At 70.5% G+C, this 16,949-nt stretch carries 16 protein-coding genes and 1 pseudogene; 7 read left to right on the top strand and 10 right to left on the bottom strand.

What is annotated here, in order from left to right:
* Positions 1-546: 546 nt before the first annotated feature.
* Positions 547-1,704, bottom strand: coding sequence for a steroid 3-ketoacyl-CoA thiolase (locus OG494_RS22815; protein ID WP_328458834.1), 1,158 nt, complete (start codon positions 1,702-1,704; stop codon positions 547-549).
* A 244-nt stretch (positions 1,705-1,948) separates the two neighbouring features.
* Here OG494_RS22815 and OG494_RS22810 point away from each other — a divergent pair, with 244 nt between their 5' ends.
* Complete coding sequence (locus OG494_RS22810) at positions 1,949-3,175, top strand: cytochrome P450 (protein ID WP_328458833.1); 1,227 nt, start codon at positions 1,949-1,951, stop codon at positions 3,173-3,175.
* Positions 3,176-3,191: 16 nt separating this feature from the next.
* On the opposite strand, the gene OG494_RS22805 is transcribed toward OG494_RS22810, so the two are convergent.
* Both OG494_RS22805 and OG494_RS22800 read right to left on the bottom strand, forming a co-directional pair.
* Complete coding sequence (locus OG494_RS22805; protein WP_328458832.1) at positions 3,192-3,515, bottom strand: hypothetical protein; 324 nt, start codon at positions 3,513-3,515, stop codon at positions 3,192-3,194.
* A gap of 8 nt (positions 3,516-3,523) precedes the next feature.
* Positions 3,524-4,090, bottom strand: coding sequence for a dienelactone hydrolase family protein (locus tag OG494_RS22800; RefSeq protein ID WP_328458831.1), 567 nt, complete (start codon positions 4,088-4,090; stop codon positions 3,524-3,526).
* A 41-nt stretch (positions 4,091-4,131) separates the two neighbouring features.
* Here OG494_RS22800 and OG494_RS22795 point away from each other — a divergent pair, with 41 nt between their 5' ends.
* On the top strand, positions 4,132-4,923 hold the full coding sequence (locus OG494_RS22795; RefSeq protein ID WP_328458830.1) for a transglutaminase-like domain-containing protein: 792 nt from the start codon (positions 4,132-4,134) through the stop codon (positions 4,921-4,923).
* 113 nt (positions 4,924-5,036) lie between these two features.
* Positions 5,037-6,056, top strand: a complete 1,020-nt coding sequence (locus OG494_RS22790) for a YhjD/YihY/BrkB family envelope integrity protein (protein ID WP_328458829.1) — start codon at positions 5,037-5,039, stop codon at positions 6,054-6,056.
* Here the strand turns inward: OG494_RS22790 and OG494_RS22785 are convergent.
* The 4 genes from OG494_RS22785 to OG494_RS22770 are packed head-to-tail and all read right to left on the bottom strand — an operon-like array spanning position 6,031 to position 9,816.
* Positions 6,031-6,642 carry a TetR/AcrR family transcriptional regulator gene (locus OG494_RS22785; RefSeq protein WP_328458828.1) on the bottom strand — a complete coding sequence of 204 codons (612 nt, stop codon included), beginning with the start codon at positions 6,640-6,642 and terminating at the stop codon, positions 6,031-6,033. The genes OG494_RS22790 and OG494_RS22785 overlap by 26 nt on opposite strands.
* A 15-nt stretch (positions 6,643-6,657) precedes the next feature.
* Positions 6,658-7,821: a thiolase domain-containing protein gene (locus OG494_RS22780; RefSeq protein WP_328458827.1), complete on the bottom strand. Its 1,164-nt coding sequence runs from the start codon at positions 7,819-7,821 to the stop codon at positions 6,658-6,660.
* Complete coding sequence (locus OG494_RS22775; protein WP_328458826.1) at positions 7,818-8,831, bottom strand: thiolase domain-containing protein; 1,014 nt, start codon at positions 8,829-8,831, stop codon at positions 7,818-7,820. The genes OG494_RS22780 and OG494_RS22775 overlap by 4 nt, the downstream gene beginning before the upstream one ends.
* 7 nt (positions 8,832-8,838) lie before the next feature.
* The gene (locus OG494_RS22770) at positions 8,839-9,816 is read right to left on the bottom strand and encodes a Zn-ribbon domain-containing OB-fold protein (RefSeq protein WP_328458825.1); all 978 of its coding nucleotides are present in this window, start codon (positions 9,814-9,816) and stop codon (positions 8,839-8,841) included.
* A gap of 88 nt (positions 9,817-9,904) precedes the next feature.
* Here OG494_RS22770 and OG494_RS22765 point away from each other — a divergent pair, with 88 nt between their 5' ends.
* Positions 9,905-11,452 (top strand): acyl-CoA synthetase, encoded by a 1,548-nt coding sequence (locus OG494_RS22765; protein ID WP_328458824.1) that lies wholly within the window; start codon positions 9,905-9,907, stop codon positions 11,450-11,452.
* Between the two features lie 26 nt (positions 11,453-11,478).
* Positions 11,479-11,712 carry a hypothetical protein gene (locus tag OG494_RS22760; RefSeq protein WP_328458823.1) on the top strand — a complete coding sequence of 78 codons (234 nt, stop codon included), beginning with the start codon at positions 11,479-11,481 and terminating at the stop codon, positions 11,710-11,712.
* Between the two features lie 52 nt (positions 11,713-11,764).
* On the opposite strand, the gene OG494_RS22755 is transcribed toward OG494_RS22760, so the two are convergent.
* Positions 11,765-12,553 carry a crotonase/enoyl-CoA hydratase family protein gene (locus OG494_RS22755; RefSeq protein WP_328458822.1) on the bottom strand — a complete coding sequence of 263 codons (789 nt, stop codon included), beginning with the start codon at positions 12,551-12,553 and terminating at the stop codon, positions 11,765-11,767.
* A 63-nt stretch (positions 12,554-12,616) separates the two neighbouring features.
* Between OG494_RS22755 and OG494_RS22750 the strand changes: the two genes are divergently transcribed.
* Positions 12,617-14,233: an acyl-CoA synthetase gene (locus OG494_RS22750; RefSeq protein ID WP_328458821.1), complete on the top strand. Its 1,617-nt coding sequence runs from the start codon at positions 12,617-12,619 to the stop codon at positions 14,231-14,233.
* A 13-nt stretch (positions 14,234-14,246) separates the two neighbouring features.
* Positions 14,247-15,347 (top strand): NAD(P)H-dependent flavin oxidoreductase, encoded by a 1,101-nt coding sequence (locus OG494_RS22745; protein ID WP_328458820.1) that lies wholly within the window; start codon positions 14,247-14,249, stop codon positions 15,345-15,347.
* 62 nt (positions 15,348-15,409) lie between these two features.
* Here OG494_RS22745 and OG494_RS22740 read toward each other — a convergent pair whose 3' ends face one another.
* Positions 15,410-16,216 (bottom strand): S1 family peptidase, encoded by an 807-nt coding sequence (locus OG494_RS22740; RefSeq protein WP_328458819.1) that lies wholly within the window; start codon positions 16,214-16,216, stop codon positions 15,410-15,412.
* Between the two features lie 236 nt (positions 16,217-16,452).
* Positions 16,453-16,883: pseudogene (locus tag OG494_RS22735) on the bottom strand (amino acid permease); the annotation flags it as partial.
* Positions 16,884-16,949: the final 66 nt, after the last annotated feature.

The following is a 16,949-nucleotide window of genomic DNA, read 5'->3' as shown; positions in this document are numbered from 1 at the left end:
ACTCCGGTCGGTGTGTTGGCCGTTCCGGTCGGGTGCTGCGAGCGGAGTCGGTGACAACATCGGCCCGGCCGTCGTCGGCTGAGCAGCCGGGCGGTCACGTCCGCCGCGCGGGCATCGCCAACGCAGGTAGCCGGAGCGGCCAACTTCGCGACTGAGCGGCCAAGGCGCTGACCGGAGCGGCCAACACGGTGACCGCAATGGCCAACGGCGACCGCAATGGCCAACACGCCGGCCGGAGTGGTCAACACGGTGGACCGCAGCGGTCAACACGCCGGCCGGAGTGGTCAACACGGTGGACCGCAGCGGCCAACACGGTGACCGGAGTGGCTAACACAGCGACCGGAACGGCCAACACAGCGACGGCAATGGCTGACACGATGACCGGAGTGGTCGACACGGTGACCGCAGCGGCCACCATGCCGGCTGGAGTGGCCGACACGGTGACCGCAGCGGCCAACTTGGTGACCGGAGCGGCCGGAGCGGCCGGAGTGGCTAACAAGCCGGCGGAGTGGCCGACACGGTGGCCGGGCGGCCGGGGGCGGCGGGTCAGAGGCGTTCGATGATCGTCGCCGTCGACAGGGCTCCGCCGGCGCACATCGTCACCAGCGCCGTCGCTGCGTCGCGGCGTTCCAGCTCGTGCAACGCCGTCGTCAGCAGGCGCGCTCCTGTGCTGCCCACCGGGTGGCCCAGGGCGATCGCGCCGCCGTTGACGTTGACTCGCGACTCGTCGGGCTCCAGAACCCGCTGCCACGACAGCGCTACCGAGGCGAACGCTTCGTTGACCTCGAACAGGTCCGGGTCGGTGATCGTCATGCCCGCTCGCGACAGCACTCGCTCGGTCGCGCGGATCGGGCCGTCCAGGTGGTAGTACGGCTCCGCGCCGACCAGTGCCTGCGCGATGATCCGTGCGCGCGGCCGCAGTCCGAGGGAAGAGGCGCGGGCGGAGTCCATCAGCAGCAGGGCTGCCGCGCCGTCGGAGATCTGGGAGGACGTGCCCGCCGTGTGGATGCCGTCCTCGACCACCGGCTTGAGGCGGGCGAGGCCTTCGACCGTCGTCTCGCGCAGGCCTTGGTCTCGGCCGACCAGCCGGGTTTCGCCGGTCGGCGCGCCCGACGCGTCGAGCACCGGGGCCTTCACCGGCGCCACCTCGCGGTCGAAGTGGCCGGCTTCCCATGCGGCCGCGGCTTTCTGCTGGGACGCGGCGCCGAAAGTGTCGACGTCAAGACGCGTCAAGCCTCGGCGCGCGGCGATGCGCTCCGCCGCGCCGTACTGGTTCGGGAGGTCGATCGACCACGACGCCGGCCGCGGGGAGCCGCCCGCGCGGTTCGTTCCCAGCGGGACGCGGCTCATCGCCTCGACGCCGCAGGCGACGCCGACGTCGATGGCGTCCGCCGCGATCAGCCCGGCGATCAGGTGCGTCGCCTGCTGCGCCGAGCCGCACTGGGCGTCGATCGTCGTCGCGCCCGCCGTCTCCGGCAGGCCCGCGTGCAGCCACGCGGTGCGCGTGACGTTGTTCGACTGCTCGCCGGCCTGTGTGACGCAACCGCCGATCAGCTGCTCGACCAGCGCCGGGTCGATCCCGGCCCGGTCCAGCAGGGCCAGCTGCGCGGCCCCCAGCAGCTCGGCCGCGTGCAGGCCGGCCAGCAGGCCGCCCCGCTTGCCGATCGGAGTCCGCACGGCTTCGACGATGACCGGCACGCCCATCTCGTCCCCTTCGTCGGGAGGTTCCTCGGGAAGACTGTCGAGTAACCCGAAAACTAGAACAAGTTATCGTTCTGCGCAAGGCGCCGCAGTGTTGGCGTGATCTCGATCTTGACCGAGTGAGCGCTCGTTCACCTGGCCTCATCGGTAAAGTTAACGGGTTTCACTGAACGGCCTTCCGTTAGTTAACACCGTATGCTTCAATCCGGTTAGAACGTGTTTCAAAAGCCGAACCGTGGGAGGCAACGTGGCCGCTCCGCTCATCCCCGCAGGTTTCGACTTCACGGACCCGGACCTCTACGCCCACCGGCTGCCCTTGGCGGAGTTCGCCGAGCTCCGGCGGACCGCCCCCGTGTGGTGGAACCCTCAGAAGACCAACACCGCAGGCTTCGGCGACGACGGCTATTGGGTCGTCTCGCGGCACGAAGACGTCAAGGAGGTCTCGCGCGACAGCACGCTCTACTCGTCGAGCGAGAAGACCGCCATCATCCGCTTCGACGAGAGCATGACCGAGGACCGCCTCAACGCGAACCGCCTGGTCCTGCTCAACATGGACGCCCCGCAGCACACGAAGCTGCGGCGCATCGTGTCGAAGGGCTTCACCCCGCGCTCGATCGCCAAGCTCGAGGACACGCTGCGGGACCGTGCCGAGAAGATCGTCTTCGAGGCGAAGAAGAAGGGCACGGGCGACTTCGTCACCGACGTCGCGTGCGAGCTGCCGCTGCAGGCCATCGCCGAGCTGATCGGCGTCCCGCAGGAGGACCGGCTCAAGATCTTCGACTGGTCCAACCAGATGGTCGCCTACGACGACCCCGAGTACCAGGTCGAGCCCCTCGAGGCGTCGACCCAGCTCATCGGCTACGCCTGGAACATGGCCGAGGACCGCCGCAAGTGCCCGATGGACGACATCGTGACCAAGCTGATCCAGGCGGACGTCGACGGCGAGGCGCTGGGCTCCGACGAGTTCGGGTTCTTCGTCATCCTGCTCGCGGTGGCCGGCAACGAAACCACGCGCAACGCGATCACCCACGGCATGAAGGCGTTCCTGGACCACCCGGCCCAGTGGGACCTGTTCAAGGAGCAGCGTCCGAAGACCGCGCCCGACGAGATCGTCCGCTGGGCCACCCCGGTGGTCGCCTTCCAGCGCACCGCCACGCGCGACACCGAGCTGGGCGGCGCGCACATCAAGCGCGGCGACCGCGTCGGGATGTTCTACAGCTCCGCGAACTTCGACCCCGATGTGTTCGACGACGCGGAGAAGTTCGACATCCTGCGGGAGGACAACCCGCACGTCGGCTTCGGCGGCACCGGTTCGCACTACTGCATCGGCGCCAACCTCGCCCGGCTGGAGATCGACCTGATCTTCAACGCCATCGCCGACGTGATGCCGGACATCACCGAAGCGGCGCCACCGGTCCGGCTGCGGTCCAGCTGGCTCAACGGCATCAAGCACTACCCGGTCCGCTACGCCTGAGCGGGGGTTCCGGCTGCTAAGTGGCTGTCTCGCCTCGGCAGGGCAGCCACTGGTAGCCGGGCGCGAACGGCTCGAACCCTTCGCAGCGGGCAGCTTCCGGTGGACGTCGTCGGATACGCTCCTCGGCCGTGAGGTCCAGGCGCCGGGTGCGCTCGGCGAACTCCGCCGGCACTCCGTAGCCGACCCCTCGTGGCACGGCGTTGACGCGCGATCCGGTGCCGACCATCATCCGCAGTGCGCCGGCCCGCAGGCGCGGACCGGCCCGGATCAGCCGGCGCGCGGCCTCGGCCGAGTCGGTCCCGAAGTCGAAGTCGATGTCGAGCAGGAAGCAGATCGCCACCGGGAAACCTAGTCCGCCTGAGGCAGCGTCCGGAGGAAGCCGAGTGCGCGCCGCCAGGTGAGGGCGGCCGCGACCTCGTCGTACCCGGGATCCTCGGCGTCGGTGTAGAAGTGACCGGCGCCGGGGTAGGTGAACACCTCGGCCCCGGGAGCGGCCTCACGCCAAGCCGCGACCTCGGCCGGCGGCGCGATCGGGTCCGGGTCGGCGACGTGCACCTGCACCGGCAGACCGTCGCGCGCCGACGCGGGAATGACCGCCAACGCGTGCAGCAGCAGGACACCGGCCGCGGCGGGACGGTCCGGGAGGACGCTCTGGACCACGCCGCAGCCCATCGACACTCCCAGCAGCACGGTGGAGGGCGGCAGGCCGCGCACCGCCTCCGCGGCGCGTCGGCTGATGGCCGCCCAGCCGACGCGGTCCATCAGCGCGAAGCCGTCGTCGAGCGTGGCCGCGGTCAAGCCGGCGTAGAGGTCCGGCGTGACGACGTCGTGCCCGGCCGCGCGCAGGCGTTCGGCGGCACCGAGTTCGACCGGCCGCAGTCCCAGCACCGAATGGAAGACCACGATGTTCACCATGGGGTGATGGTCGCACGCGGCCCGGCTGTCATCATGGCGCGATGGCCCCGCGAGCGAGTGTCGACGTCGAGTTCACCATCCGCGTCACCGAACCCGGCCGGGCGGCGATCTCGGTCTCCGCGGCCGACGCCGACACCGAGGACCTGACCGTCTCCTGGGGCGGCGGGAGCGACGCCGTCCTGTTCGAGCACGGCACCCGCGCCGACGTCTTCGACCTGCCGCTGGGGGAACACCGCGTCACCTACCACGCCGAGCGCGACCTGGCCGAGGCCGAACCCGAGCCGGTCACCCTCGCCGACGTCGCCGTGTTCACCCGGCCGAGCCGGTACTGCCCGTCCGACCGGATCGGCGGGCTGGCGCCGCCGGAGCTGTACGGCCACCCGGACGCGCGGTCCACTGTGGACGCCATCGTCCGGAACGTCCACGACCGGCTCCTCTACACCGTCGGCGCCACCCGGCCGACCGACGACGCGATCGACACCCTCCTCGCCGGCGAAGGCGTCTGCCGCGACTTCGCGCACGTGTGCGTCACCTTCTGCCGGTACTTCGACATCCCGGCCCGGTACGTCGGCGTCTACGCGCCCGGCCTGTCGCCGATGGACTTCCACGCCGTCTTCGAGGCCGCGATCGACGGCCACTGGTACGTCTTCGACGCCACGCACCTCGCCCCGCGCCAGACCATGCTCCGGATCTCCACCGGCCGCGACGCCGCGGACACGTCGTTCCTGGCCACCCTCGGCTGCAGCCTGGACTTCCTGGGCAGCTCGGTGTTCGCGACGACGGACGCCGAGCTGCCCCAGGACGACTGGTCCGACCTGGTCGTCCTCGGCTGACGCCGCTGGCCGGCCTCCCGATCGGGCCCCCGGACGTCCGGCGAGCGGGTGATGGGGTGCCCGGAGTGCGTGTTGGGTGCGCGAGGAGGCTCCCGGCTGGGTAGACAGTGTGCGTGAAGAGTTCCCCCAAGGCCCCCAGCCCCTGGGCGCGGGCCCGCGCCCGGTACCGGTGGCTGGACCACATCGCCCGCGCGACCAACCGCTACGTCGACAGCGGCGGCTACCACTACGTCGCGTCGATCACCTACTTCAGCCTGCTGTCGCTCGTGCCGCTGCTGATGGTGGCGTCGTCGGTGGCCGGGTTCGTGCTGGCCAGCCAGCCGCACCTGCTCGACACGATGGTGCGCGCGATCGTCAGCACGCTGCCCGGCGGGCTGGGGGACAAGGCCACCGACCTGCTCACCGGCTTCGTCGACCAGCGGACGAGCGTCGGCGCGTTCGGCCTGGTGATCGGCCTCTACTCGGGCTGGAACTGGATGAACGCGCTGCGGGACTCGCTCACCGCGCTGTGGGGGCAGAACCGGTCGGACCAGTCGCTGCTGCGGCTGATCGCCGTCGACCTGCTCGCGCTGCTCGGCCTGACGGCGGCGCTGCTGGTGTCGTTCACGATCACCATCTCCGGCACGGCGCTCGGCGGTTACCTGCTCCGGCTGGCCGGCCTCGACGACACGAGCTGGGGGCACCAGCTCGTCTCCGTGTCCTCGGTGCCGCTCTCGCTGGCCGCCGACTGGCTGGTGTTCCTCTGGGTGCTGACCCGGCTGCCGCGTCAGCCGGTGGGCGTGCGCAGCGCGGTGCGCGGCGCGATCGCCCTGGCCCTCGGGTTCGAGGCGCTCAAGCTGGCCGGTGGCTTCTACCTGCGGTTGATCGGCAGCTCGCCGACGGGGATCGCGTTCGGCTCGGTGATCGGCCTGATCTTCTTCATCTCGCTGATCGCGCGGATGCTCGTCTACGTCACGGCGTGGACGGCCACCGGTTCGGACGCGCCGCCCAAGCCGGTGCAGCCGCCCGCGCCGGTGGAACTGAAGCCGGTGATCGTGGTGGACCCGCCGGTCGCGGTGCCGGCCACGATCGGTGTGGTGACCGGGGTGGTCGGGACGCTGCTCGCGCTCAGGTGGCGACGTTCGAGAGACTGAAGAGCCTGCCGAGCTGGTGGTCGATCAGCGCGAACACCGCCTCGGGCGTGCGCTGGCCCAGGATGATGCTGGTCTGCAGGCCGTCGACGCTCGAGAGGAGCAGCTCGGCCTCCGGCATCAGGTCGAGGTCCGGCGGCACCTCGCCACGCTGCTGACCCCAGGCCAGCAGGTCCGCGGTCAGCCGTTCCAGCTCGGGCGGCGCCGCGCTGAACGCCGCGGCGAGATCGGGATCGGTCAGCGACCGGACGAAGTACGCCAGGTACACGAGGTAGCGCGTGCGACGCTCGTCGTCGAGCGGCAGCATCCGCACCAGCATCGTGCGCAGGACCTGGCGCGGCGTCGCGTCCGCCGCCGGCCCGACCTCGGCGCGGGTGCGTTCTTCGGCGTCCTTGTTGAGGATTTCGAGGGCGCCCAGCAGCAGGTCGTCGCGCGTGCCGAAGTAGTACTGGACCAGCCGCAGCGAGACGCCGGCCTCGGCCGCGACCTTGCGCAGCGACACGTCTTCCAGTCCGCGCGCGCTGGCGATCCGCCAGACGGCCTCGGCGATCTGGCGGCGGCGTTGCTCGTGGTCGGCGAGTCTCGGCATGGTGGGTCGAGCGTATCAACGCGGCTTGTCGGCGCCGACCACCCACATCGAGAAGTACTGCGACCCACCGCCGTAGGCGTGCCCGAGCGCGACGCGCGCGCCCTCGACCTGGTAGTCCCCAGCGCGGCCCATGACCTGCTTCGCGGCTTCGGAGAAGCGAAGCATGCCGGACGCGCCGATCGGGTTGGACGAGAGCACCCCGCCCGACGGGTTGACCGGCAGGCGCCCGCCGATCGCCGTCTCACCGGCTTCGGTGACCTTCCAGCCTTCGCCTTCGGCGGCGAAGCCGAGGTTTTCCAGCCACATCGGCTCGAACCAGGAGAACGGCACGTAGATCTCGGCGACGTCCACTTCGGACATCGGGTCCTTGATCCCGGCCTCGGCCCACAGCGCGGCCGCGGCGTCGCGCCCGGCCTGCGGGTTGACCTGGTCGCGGCCGGCGAACGTGGTCGGCTCGGTGCGCATCGCCGTCGCGTGGATCCAGGCGGCGCCGCCTTCGACGGCGTCCCCGGCGGCCTCGTCGCCGAGCACCATCGCGCACGCGCCGTCGGACGACGGGCACGTCTCGTCGTAGCGGATCGGATCCCACAGCATCTGCGACGCCTGCACCGACTCGACGGTGATGTCGGCCTGGCGCAGGTGCGCGTACGGGTTGAGCGAGCCGTTGCGGCGGTCCTTCGCCGCGACGATCGCGCCGATGTGCTCGGGCGCGCCGGAGCGGCGGATGTAGGACCGGACGTGCGGCGCGAAGTAACCGCCCGCGCCGGCGCCGACCGGCATCTGGAACGGCGGCAGGATCGACAGGCCCCACATCGCGTTCGACTCGGACTGCTTCTCGAACGCCACCGTGAGCACGCGGCGGTGCACGCCGGACTGCACGAGCGACGCCGCGACCAGCGCCGTCGACCCGCCGACCGAACCGGCGGTGTGCACGCGCAGCAACGGTTTCCCGTTCGCGCCCAGCGCGTCGGCGAGGAACAGCTCGGGCATCATGACGCCCTCGAACAGGTCCGGCGCCTTGCCGAGCACGACGGCGTCGATGTCGGCCCACCCGACCTGGGCGTCGAGCATCGCGCGGTCGATCGCCTCGCGCAGCAGGCCCGGCATCGAGACGTCGGTGCGCTTGGCGCGGTGGTGCGTCTGGCCGGTGCCGAGCACGGCCGTGAGCTGCTTGGTCATCGTGCCTCCAGCACGGCCAGGAGGTTCTGCTGCAGGGCCGGTCCGCTCGTCGCGTGCGCCACGGCCTTGCGGGACTCTCCACTGTGGATCCGCCGGGCCGCCTCGCCGATGCGGGCGAGGCCGGCGGAGAACATCGGGTTCGCGGCGAGCGCGCCGCCCGACGGGTTGATGTTCACGCCGTCCTTGAGCCCGAGCGCGGTGCGCAGGATGATCTCCTGGTGCGTGAACGGCGCGTGCAGCTCGGCGAGGTCGAGGCCGTCGAGGTCGAGGGCCTTCGCCGCGATCTCGGTCGACGGCGACCGCGTCAGGTCGCGGGCGCCGAGCACGGGGGAGTCGACGCGGTGCTCGATCCCGGCGATCACCGCCGGGTGCTCGACGATGTCCTTCGCCCGTTCCACTGTGGACAGGATGACCACGGCGGCGCCGTCGGTGATCGGGGCGATGTCGTGCGCGCGCAACGGGTCCGCGACGTACGGCGTGTCCAGCAGCTCGGCGGCATCGAGGTCGCGGTTGCGGGCGGCGACCTCGGCGAGGTCCTTTTCGGACCACAGCCCGGCGTCGAGGCCCATCCGTGCCTGAATGCCGGCGATCGAGATCGAGTCCGGCCACAGCGGCGTGACGACGTACGGGTCCAGCTGCAGCGCGAGCACCCGGCGCAGCTGGCCGGCGCTGGACTTGCCGAAGCCGTAGACGAGCGCCGTCTCGACCTCGCCCATCCGGATCTTGAGCCACGCCTCGTAGAGCGCCCAGGCGGCGTCCATCTCGACGTGCGACTCGTGGATCGGCGGGAACGCGCCGATCGCGTCGACCGCGGCGATGAAGGAGAACGCGCGCCCGGCCAGGTAGTCCGAGGAGCCGGAGCACCAGAACCCGATGTCCTGCTTGGACAGCCCGGTCTGCGCGAAGACCTCGGCGAAGATCGGGACGAGCATCTCCACGCCGTTGGTGGTGCCCGGGGTCTCCCGGACGTTCGGGGCGTGCGCGAAGCCCGCGATCGCGACGTCTGGCATCAGGACCTCACAGGTGGTGGGCGAAGGTTTCGTAGGCCGCGTCCGGCTCGCCGGTCGGCTCGAAGTGGTCGATGTTCTCCAGCGACGTCCACCACTCGTCGCGCGGTTTCCACGCGGCGCGCACGCGCAGGCCCATCCGGACGTCCTTCGCGTCGCAGCCGAGCACGAGGTGCAGGAACGCGATGTCGGCGCCGTCGAGCAGGATGTACGCGGCGACGTACGGCGGCTTGATCCGCTGGCCCAGGAACGGGACGTTGACGATGCAGAACGTCGTCACGATGCCGGTGTCCGGGAGTTCGACCTCGTCGGTGGTCGGCACGCCGTCGGTCGGGCAGGAGCCGCGCGGCGGGATGTAGACCTTCCGGCAGGCGGGGCAGCGCTGGCCGATCAGCTTGCCTTCGGCCAGTCCGCGCAGGTAGCGGCTCTCCTCGGGGGAGGCGGAGTGCTGGTAGCGCAGGTGCACCGGCGTGATGACGATGCTGACCGGGGCGCCCTCTTCGCGCTCGGCGACCGGAGGAGCGGGCTCGGTCGGTGTCGTGTCCGCGGCGTCGGCGGGGAGGAAGTAGGCGATGTCGCGGATGTGCCCGACGGTGTCGTCGGCCCAGCGGACGCGGACGCGCTGTCCACTGTGGATCTTGTCGGGCGAGCCGGCGTCCACGGCGTGCAGCATCGCGGTGTCGGCGCCGTCGAGCTTGACCAGGGCCCAGGCGAACGGGCGGCTCAGCGGCTGGCCGTCGAGGGGGTGCGGGCACCACGACCAGGAGACGACGGTGCCCTCCTCGGCGACCGGGACGAACTCGCTGAGCGGGTCGGCCGTCACCGGGTCGTATTCCACCGGCGGGACGTGCACCCGGCCGTCGCTGCCGCGGATGCCTTCGATGCGGCGCTCGCGCAGCGCGTTGACGAACCGGCCGAGCACCGGCCCGGTCGAGCGGGTGTAGTCGAAGCCGACGTTCAGGGGTGCGGCGAGCGGTGTCTCGGTCACGTGCTTGAGTGAAACACGTTCTCGATTCGTCGGCAAGATTCACTGCCGGACGGTTGCCTGTAGGTGGAACGCGTTCTAGATTTGCGGTATGACGACGACTGCCGCGAAGACGCTGGGCCTGTGGAACATCGCCGCGGAAGAGCCCGGGAAGACGGCTCTGGTCGACCCGGACGGCCGCTGCGTGTCCTACGGCGAGCTGGCCGCGAAGGCCAACCGGTACTCCCGGGGCCTGCAGGAGCTGGGCCTCGACGTCGGCGACGTCGTCGTGCTGCTCCAGCCGAACGGCGACGAGCTGGTGGCGGCCTACTTCGCCGCGATCCAGGCCGGGCTGTACGTCGTGGTCGTCAACTGGCACCTGATCGGCCCGGAGGTCGCATACATCATCGGCGACAGCGGCGCAAAGGCGTTCCTCGCGCACGAGCGCTTCGCCGACGTCGCGGTCGCCGCGGCCGACGAAGCCGGGTTGCCCGCTTCGGCGCGCTTCGCGGTCGGGAAGGTCCCCGGCTTCCGCCGGATCGAAGAGCTGGGGGCCGGCGAAGGCGACGGACGTCCCGCACGGCGTACGGCAGGCTCGCCGATGCTGTACACGTCCGGCACGACGGGCCGGCCCAAGGGCGTCCGGCGTCCCCTGACGGGCACCGACCCGGACGAGGTGCCGGCGGCGTCGACGTGGTTCTTCGGCGTGTTCGGCCTCGGCCCGCACGACGACCACGTCCACCTGTGCGGCTCGCCGCTCTACCACACGGCGGTGCTGAACTTCGTGGCGATTTCGCTGCAGCTGGGGCATTCGGCGGTGCTGATGGACCGCTGGGACGCCGAGGACATGCTGCGCCTGATCGAGGCGCACCACGTCACGCACAGCCACATGGTGCCGACCCAGTTCCGCCGGCTGCTGGGTCTCTCTTCTGACGTCCGCGCTCGTTATGACCTGTCATCGCTGCGGGTGATGATCCACGGCGCGGCGCCGTGCCCGCTGGAAGTCAAACGCCAGATGCTGGCGTGGTGGGGCCCGGTGGTGACGGAGTACTACGCCGCGACCGAGGGCGGCGGCACGGTGATCAACGGCGAGGACTGGCTGCGCAAGCCGGGCTCGGTCGGCCTCCCGTGGCCGGGCTCGACGATCAAGGTCCTGGACGATGCCGGGCTCGAGCTTCCGGCCGGCGAGACCGGCACGGTGTACATGCAGATGGGGTCGTCGGAGTTCTCGTACCACAACGACCCGGAGAAAACGGCCGCCGCCCGCGTCGGCAAGCTGTTCACCCTGGGCGACATGGGCCACCTGGACTCCGACGGGTACTTGTTCCTCCACGACCGCAAGGCGGACCTGATCATCTCGGGCGGGGTGAACATCTACCCGGCGGAGATCGAGGGCGAGCTGGTGATGCACCCATCGGTCGCGGACGTCGCGGTCTTCGGCCTCCCCCACGAGGACTGGGGCGAGGAGATCAAGGCGGTGGTCCAGCCCGTCGCCGGAGTCTCACCTTCGCCTGAGTTGACTTCGGAACTCCTGACGTACGCGGCAACGCGGCTGGCGAAGTTCAAGCTGCCGAAGTCGATCGACTACCTGGAAGAGCTGCCGCGGGACCCGAACGGCAAGCTGTACAAGCGCCACCTACGAGCGAAATACGTGTCGTAACCCGAGTTGCGGCAGGATGCGTTCGCATGGACGCAGACCTGCCCACTGTCACCGTGCGTTTGTGGCGTGCCGATGCCGTCGTGCTGTTCGACTGGCTGATGAGCACCGACCTCGACGCGGTGCCGATCACGCACCCGGCGCAGAAGCAGGCGCTGGCCGACCTGCTGTCCCGGCTGGAACAAGACGCCGGCGTCACCGGGGTGACAACCGAGGAAATCGCGGCAGCGCAGGAGGAAGTCGCCAAGGACATGGGCTGGTAGGTGGCGTCCCTTCGGCCTGTCGTCCTTCGGCGATGCCCCTCGGATCACGGTGTCAGTGGCCGCGGAACTCGGGCTTCCGCTTCTCCGCGAACGCCCGCGGCCCTTCCTTCGCGTCTTCCGAGGCGAAAACCTCGATCCCGTACTGCGAATCCAGCTTGAAGGCCTCCTCCTCGTGGAGTCCTTCGGTGTCGCGGATCGTCCGGAGGATCGCCCGCACCGCGACCGGGCCGTTCGCGTTCACCAGCGCCGCCAGCTCGAGGGCGCGGGACAACGCAGTTCCATCAGGCACCACGTGACCGATCAAGCCGATGGCGAGAGCCTCCGCAGCGGACAGGTGACGGCCGGCCAGCAGGATGTCCGCCGCCACCGTGTACGGGATCTGGCGCGGCAGCCGCACCGCCGAACCGCCCATCGGGAACAGGCCCCAGCGCGCCTCCGACACGCCGAACCGAGCCGACGTGCCCGCCACCCGGATGTCCGTGCCCTGCAGGATTTCCGTGCCGCCCGCGATCGCCGGGCCCTCGACCGCCGCGATCAGCGGCTTCGTCAGGCGCCGGCCCTTCAAGAGGCCCGGGATGTGCGCAGGGTCGAACTTGCCCGCGGCGAAAGACTCCGAAGGCGAGTTCCGCGACATCGACTTCAGATCGGCGCCGGCGCAGAACGCGCCGCCCGCGCCCGTCAGGACGCAGCTGCGGATCGAGTCGTCCGAATCCACCCGGTCCCAGGCGTCGACCATGATCGACATCATCTCGCCCGTGATCGCGTTGCGGGCCTCCGGGCGGTTCATCGTGACGATCAGCGTCGGCCCGTCCTGCGAAACCAGCGCGTGCGGTTCACCCATCGAAACCTCCTCGAACAACGCCTTGCCATTGCCCAGAACGATAACATGTTCTACTTTGAGGGCGTGGCACTCAACATCGCGGATCTTCTGGAGCACGCCGTCGACGCCGTGCCGGAGCGCGTCGCGGTCGTGTGCGGCGACCGGCAAGTCACCTTCGCCGAACTGGAGGCGCGGGCCAACCGGCTCGCCCACCACCTCGCCGCGCACGGCGTGGGACGCGGATCCCACATCGGGGTCTACTCCCGCAACTCGATCGAGGCCCTCGAGGCGATGATCGCCGCGTACAAGCTGCGCGCGATCGCCGTCAACGTCAACTACCGCTACGTGCACGGCGAACTCGCGTACCTCTTCACGGACGCCGATCTCGTCGCGCTCGTGCACGAGAGAAGCTACGCCGACAAGGTGAAGGCCGTCCTGCCCGAAGCGCCGAAACTGAAACACGTTGTCGTCATCGAAGACGGCAGCGACGGTGACTTCGCGAGCTATGGCGGCGTCGAATACGAAGCAGCTCTGAACGAACAGTCGCCCGAGCGCGACTTCGACGAGCGCAGCAACGACGACCTCTACATCCTCTACACCGGCGGCACCACCGGCTACCCGAAGGGTGTCCTCTGGCGCCACGAGGACATCTGGCGCGCCCTCGGCGGCGGCATCAACTTCGTCACCGGCGAGTACGTCCCCGACGAGTGGACGCTCGCCGAGCAGGGCAAGGCCGGCAGCCTGACGCGGCTGCCCGCCGCGCCGCTGATCCACGGCGCCGCGCAGTGGGCCGCGTTCGGCGCGCTGTTCACCGGCAGCCCGGTGGTGTTCGTGCCGCGCTTCGACGCGCACGAGGTGTGGAAAGCCTTGCAGCAGAACAAGGTCCAGGTGCTCACCATCGTCGGCGACGCCATGGCGCGCCCGCTCATCGAGGCCTTCCGCGAAGGTGACTACGACGCGTCGTCGCTCGTCGCTGTCTCGAGTCACGCCGCGCTGTTCTCGCAGTCGGTCAAGCAGGAGTTCGTCGCGCTCGTGCCGAACGCCGTGATCACCGACGCGATCGGCTCGTCCGAAAGCGGTTTCACCGGGATCGGCATGGTGGGCAAGGATTCCGACCACAGCGCCGGCCCGCGCGTCAGCTTCGGCAAGGACGCCATCCTGCTCGACGACGACGGCCACCTGGTCGAGCCGAAGGCCGGTGCGATCGGGCTGATCGGCCGCCGCGGGCACGTCCCGCTCGGCTACTACGGCGATCCCGAGAAGAGCAAGACGATCTTCGTCGACCTCGACGGCGTTCGCTACGTCGTCCCCGGCGACTACGCGCGCTACGAAGAGGACGGCACGGTCACCCTGCTCGGCCGCGGCTCCCAGTGCGTCAACACCGGCGGCGAGAAGGTCTACCCCGAAGAGGTCGAAGGGGCGCTGAAGTCGCACCCCGACGTCTTCGACGCGCTCGTCATCGGCATCCCGGACGAGCGGACCGGCCAGCGCGTCGCCGCCGTCGTCCAGCTCCGGGAAGGCGCCGAGCCGGATCTGGCCGGGATCGACGAGCACGTCCGCCACGAGGTCGCCGGCTACAAGGTGCCGCGCACCGTGTGGCTGGCCGCGGAGATCGGCCGCTCGCCCAGCGGCAAACCGGACTACCCGTGGGCCCAGCGTTACGCCGCCGAGCACGAACCGGCGACGGCCCAGCCCGTCTGAGGAGGACACCAGAGTGCGGACATCGCTGTGCGACCGGCTCGGCATCGATCTGCCGATCGTCGGGTTCACGCCGTCGGAGCACGTCGCCGCGGCGCTGAGCCGGGCCGGCGGGCTCGGGGTGCTCGGCTGCGTCCGGTTCAACGACGCGGCCGAGCTCGACCGGGTGCTGACCTGGATGGACGAGAACACCGGCGGCAAGCCCTACGGAGTCGACATCGTGATGCCGGCGAAGATCCCCGCCGAGGGCACCCAGGTCGACCTCGCGAAGATGATCCCGGACGGTCACCGCGAATTCGTCGACCGCGTGCTGCGCGACCTCGCGGTGCCGCCGCTGCCGGACGACACCGACGAACGCGCGGGTGTGCTCGGCTGGCTGCACTCGGTCGCCCGCTCGCACGTCGAGGTCGCGCTCAACCACCCGATCAAGCTGATCGCGAACGCGCTCGGCTCACCGCCGGCGGACGTCATCGCCCAGTGCCACGACCGCGGCATCCCGGTCGCCGCGCTCGCCGGGAAGGCCCAGCACGCGGTCCGGCACGTCGAGAACGGCGTCGACTTCGTGGTGGCGCAGGGCTACGAGGCCGGCGGGCACACCGGCGAGATCGCGTCGATGGTGCTGGTGCCGGAGATCGTCGACGCCGTCGACGTGCCGGTGCTCGCCGCCGGCGGGATCGGCTCCGGGCGCCAGGTCGCCGCGGCGCTCGCGCTCGGCGCGTCCGGCGTCTGGATGGGCTCGTACTGGCTCGCCACCGAGGAGTACCTGCAGACGATGGGCGAGTCGGCGGCGATGCAGCAGGCGCTGGTCGCGGCGACGTCGTCCGACACCGTCCGCACGCGGATCTACACCGGCAAGCCGGCGCGGCTGCTGAAGACGCGCTGGACCGAGGCGTGGGCCGCGGCGGACGCGCCCGAGCCGTTGCCGATGCCGTTGCAGAACCTGCTGGTTTCCCACGCGCACAACCGGATCCACGCGGCGGGCGACCCGAGTGTGGTGTCGATGCCGGTCGGGCAGATCGTCGGCCGGATGAACGGCGTCCGCCCGGTCGCCGACGTCGTCGCGGACCTGGTGACCGGCTACGAAGCCGCACTGTCCCGCTTGGACAAGACCCGCTGAAAGCCGTGAAGGCCTCCTTACCGGCCATAAGAGCCGGTAAGGAGGCCTTCACGGCTTTGGGGCTACAGCGAAGCGGCGGCCGCGGCGATCTTCGACGCGAACGTGCTCACCTCGGTGTAGACGCCGGGGGCGTGCGGCCGGGCGCAGCCGTCACCCCAGGACACGATGCCGACCTGGATCCAGGCGTTGGCGCTGTCCCGGCGGAACATCGGGCCACCGGAGTCGCCCTGGCAGGTGTCGACGCCGCCCGCGGTCAGGTTGCCGGCGCAGATCTCCGCGCTCGGGATCAGGTCGGGGTAGCTGCCGCCCTGGGCGGCGCAGGTGCTGTCGGCCACGAACGGGACGGTCGCCTTCAGCAGGTAACGCTGCTGCGCGCCGCCTTCGGTCGCCGCACCCCAGCCGGCCACGGTGAACGTGCCGGTGTTGTACGTCGAGGTCTTCGCGATCGGCAAGGTCGAAAGGCCGGTGACCGGGCTCGCGAGCTTGATCAGCGCCCAGTCGCCGCCGGTCGAGGTGCCGTAGGTGGGGGACTGGTAGACGTAGGTCGACTTGATCTTCTTGGCGCTCGTGCTGTTGAGGTCGACGACGCCGACGGTCGCCGTGATCGACGTGTTCGAGCCGGTCCGGCTGACGCAGTGCGCGGCCGTCAGCACGATCTGATTCGTGTAGAGCGCGCCGCCGCAGCCCATGGAAAGCCGCACCATGAACGGGAATTCGCCCTGGGCGGCCCGGGTCCCGCCGACGACGTCGGTGGACGGCGGCTGGGCGGCGGTGGCGATCGCCGGGGTGGCGAACGACGCGGCCGCGGCGACGGCCGCTACGGCGGTGGTGACGTTTCTGAGCAGGGTGAACCAGCGCTTGGGAGCCAAGGGGATCAGTCCTTCCAGTGTCCACAAAGGAAGCGGTTGCCGACGGCGGCCCCACGACTACACCAGGTGCCCGCACACCCGGACAACCGACTTTCTTCGGATGTTTCGGGCGGTTGGGTGATTTCTCACCGACGGGTCCGGCGAACGCCGTAGCCCGCGCCGGCCGGCACCACGCATCTCGCCATGCCGAGAACGGCGACCCAGCGTGACGAACGCAGGGTCCGCGCCGCCGCGTAATAGCCCGCGAAGGCGAGCAGCCCGGCCGCTTCGAGGATCCCACCGGTACCGGGTAGGCGACGAGCGGCCCGGCGCCCATCGTCGCCGCCGCGAGCAGGCTCCGCCACGGCTGCCCGAGGCCCGGCGCGGCGTACGCGACGGCGGTCAGCGCCATCACCGCGCGGCTCGCCGTCTTGTCCGTGACGAATCCCCGGCCCGCGAGTAACCCAGAATTCACCGAGCCTTTCCCGGCCGTGAACTTGGGTTCCGCCGGATTCCGGGTGAATCGCCGCGAGGCGCGCGGAAGATGTCGCATTGCAGTAAGCGACGAGCAGCGCGGGCAAGAGCCCGGCGCCCGCGGCGTGCGTCGCCGGCCCCGGATCATCGAGTCCAGGCCCGGGAAAACGGCGTCGGCGAGGCCGAGTCCGCGGGTCGAAGGGGCCGGTCGCATCCGGGTGATCCTCCGTGTGCCGGCCGTGTTACGCGCCACAGCCAACCACGGCGTCGGCGTAAGCGA

Source organism: Amycolatopsis sp. NBC_00438 (assembly GCF_036026695.1).
In the GTDB taxonomy this organism is placed as follows: domain Bacteria; phylum Actinomycetota; class Actinomycetes; order Mycobacteriales; family Pseudonocardiaceae; genus Amycolatopsis.
Note: the sequence above shows the minus strand (reverse complement) of the source record. Positions and strands in the feature narration are given on the sequence as shown.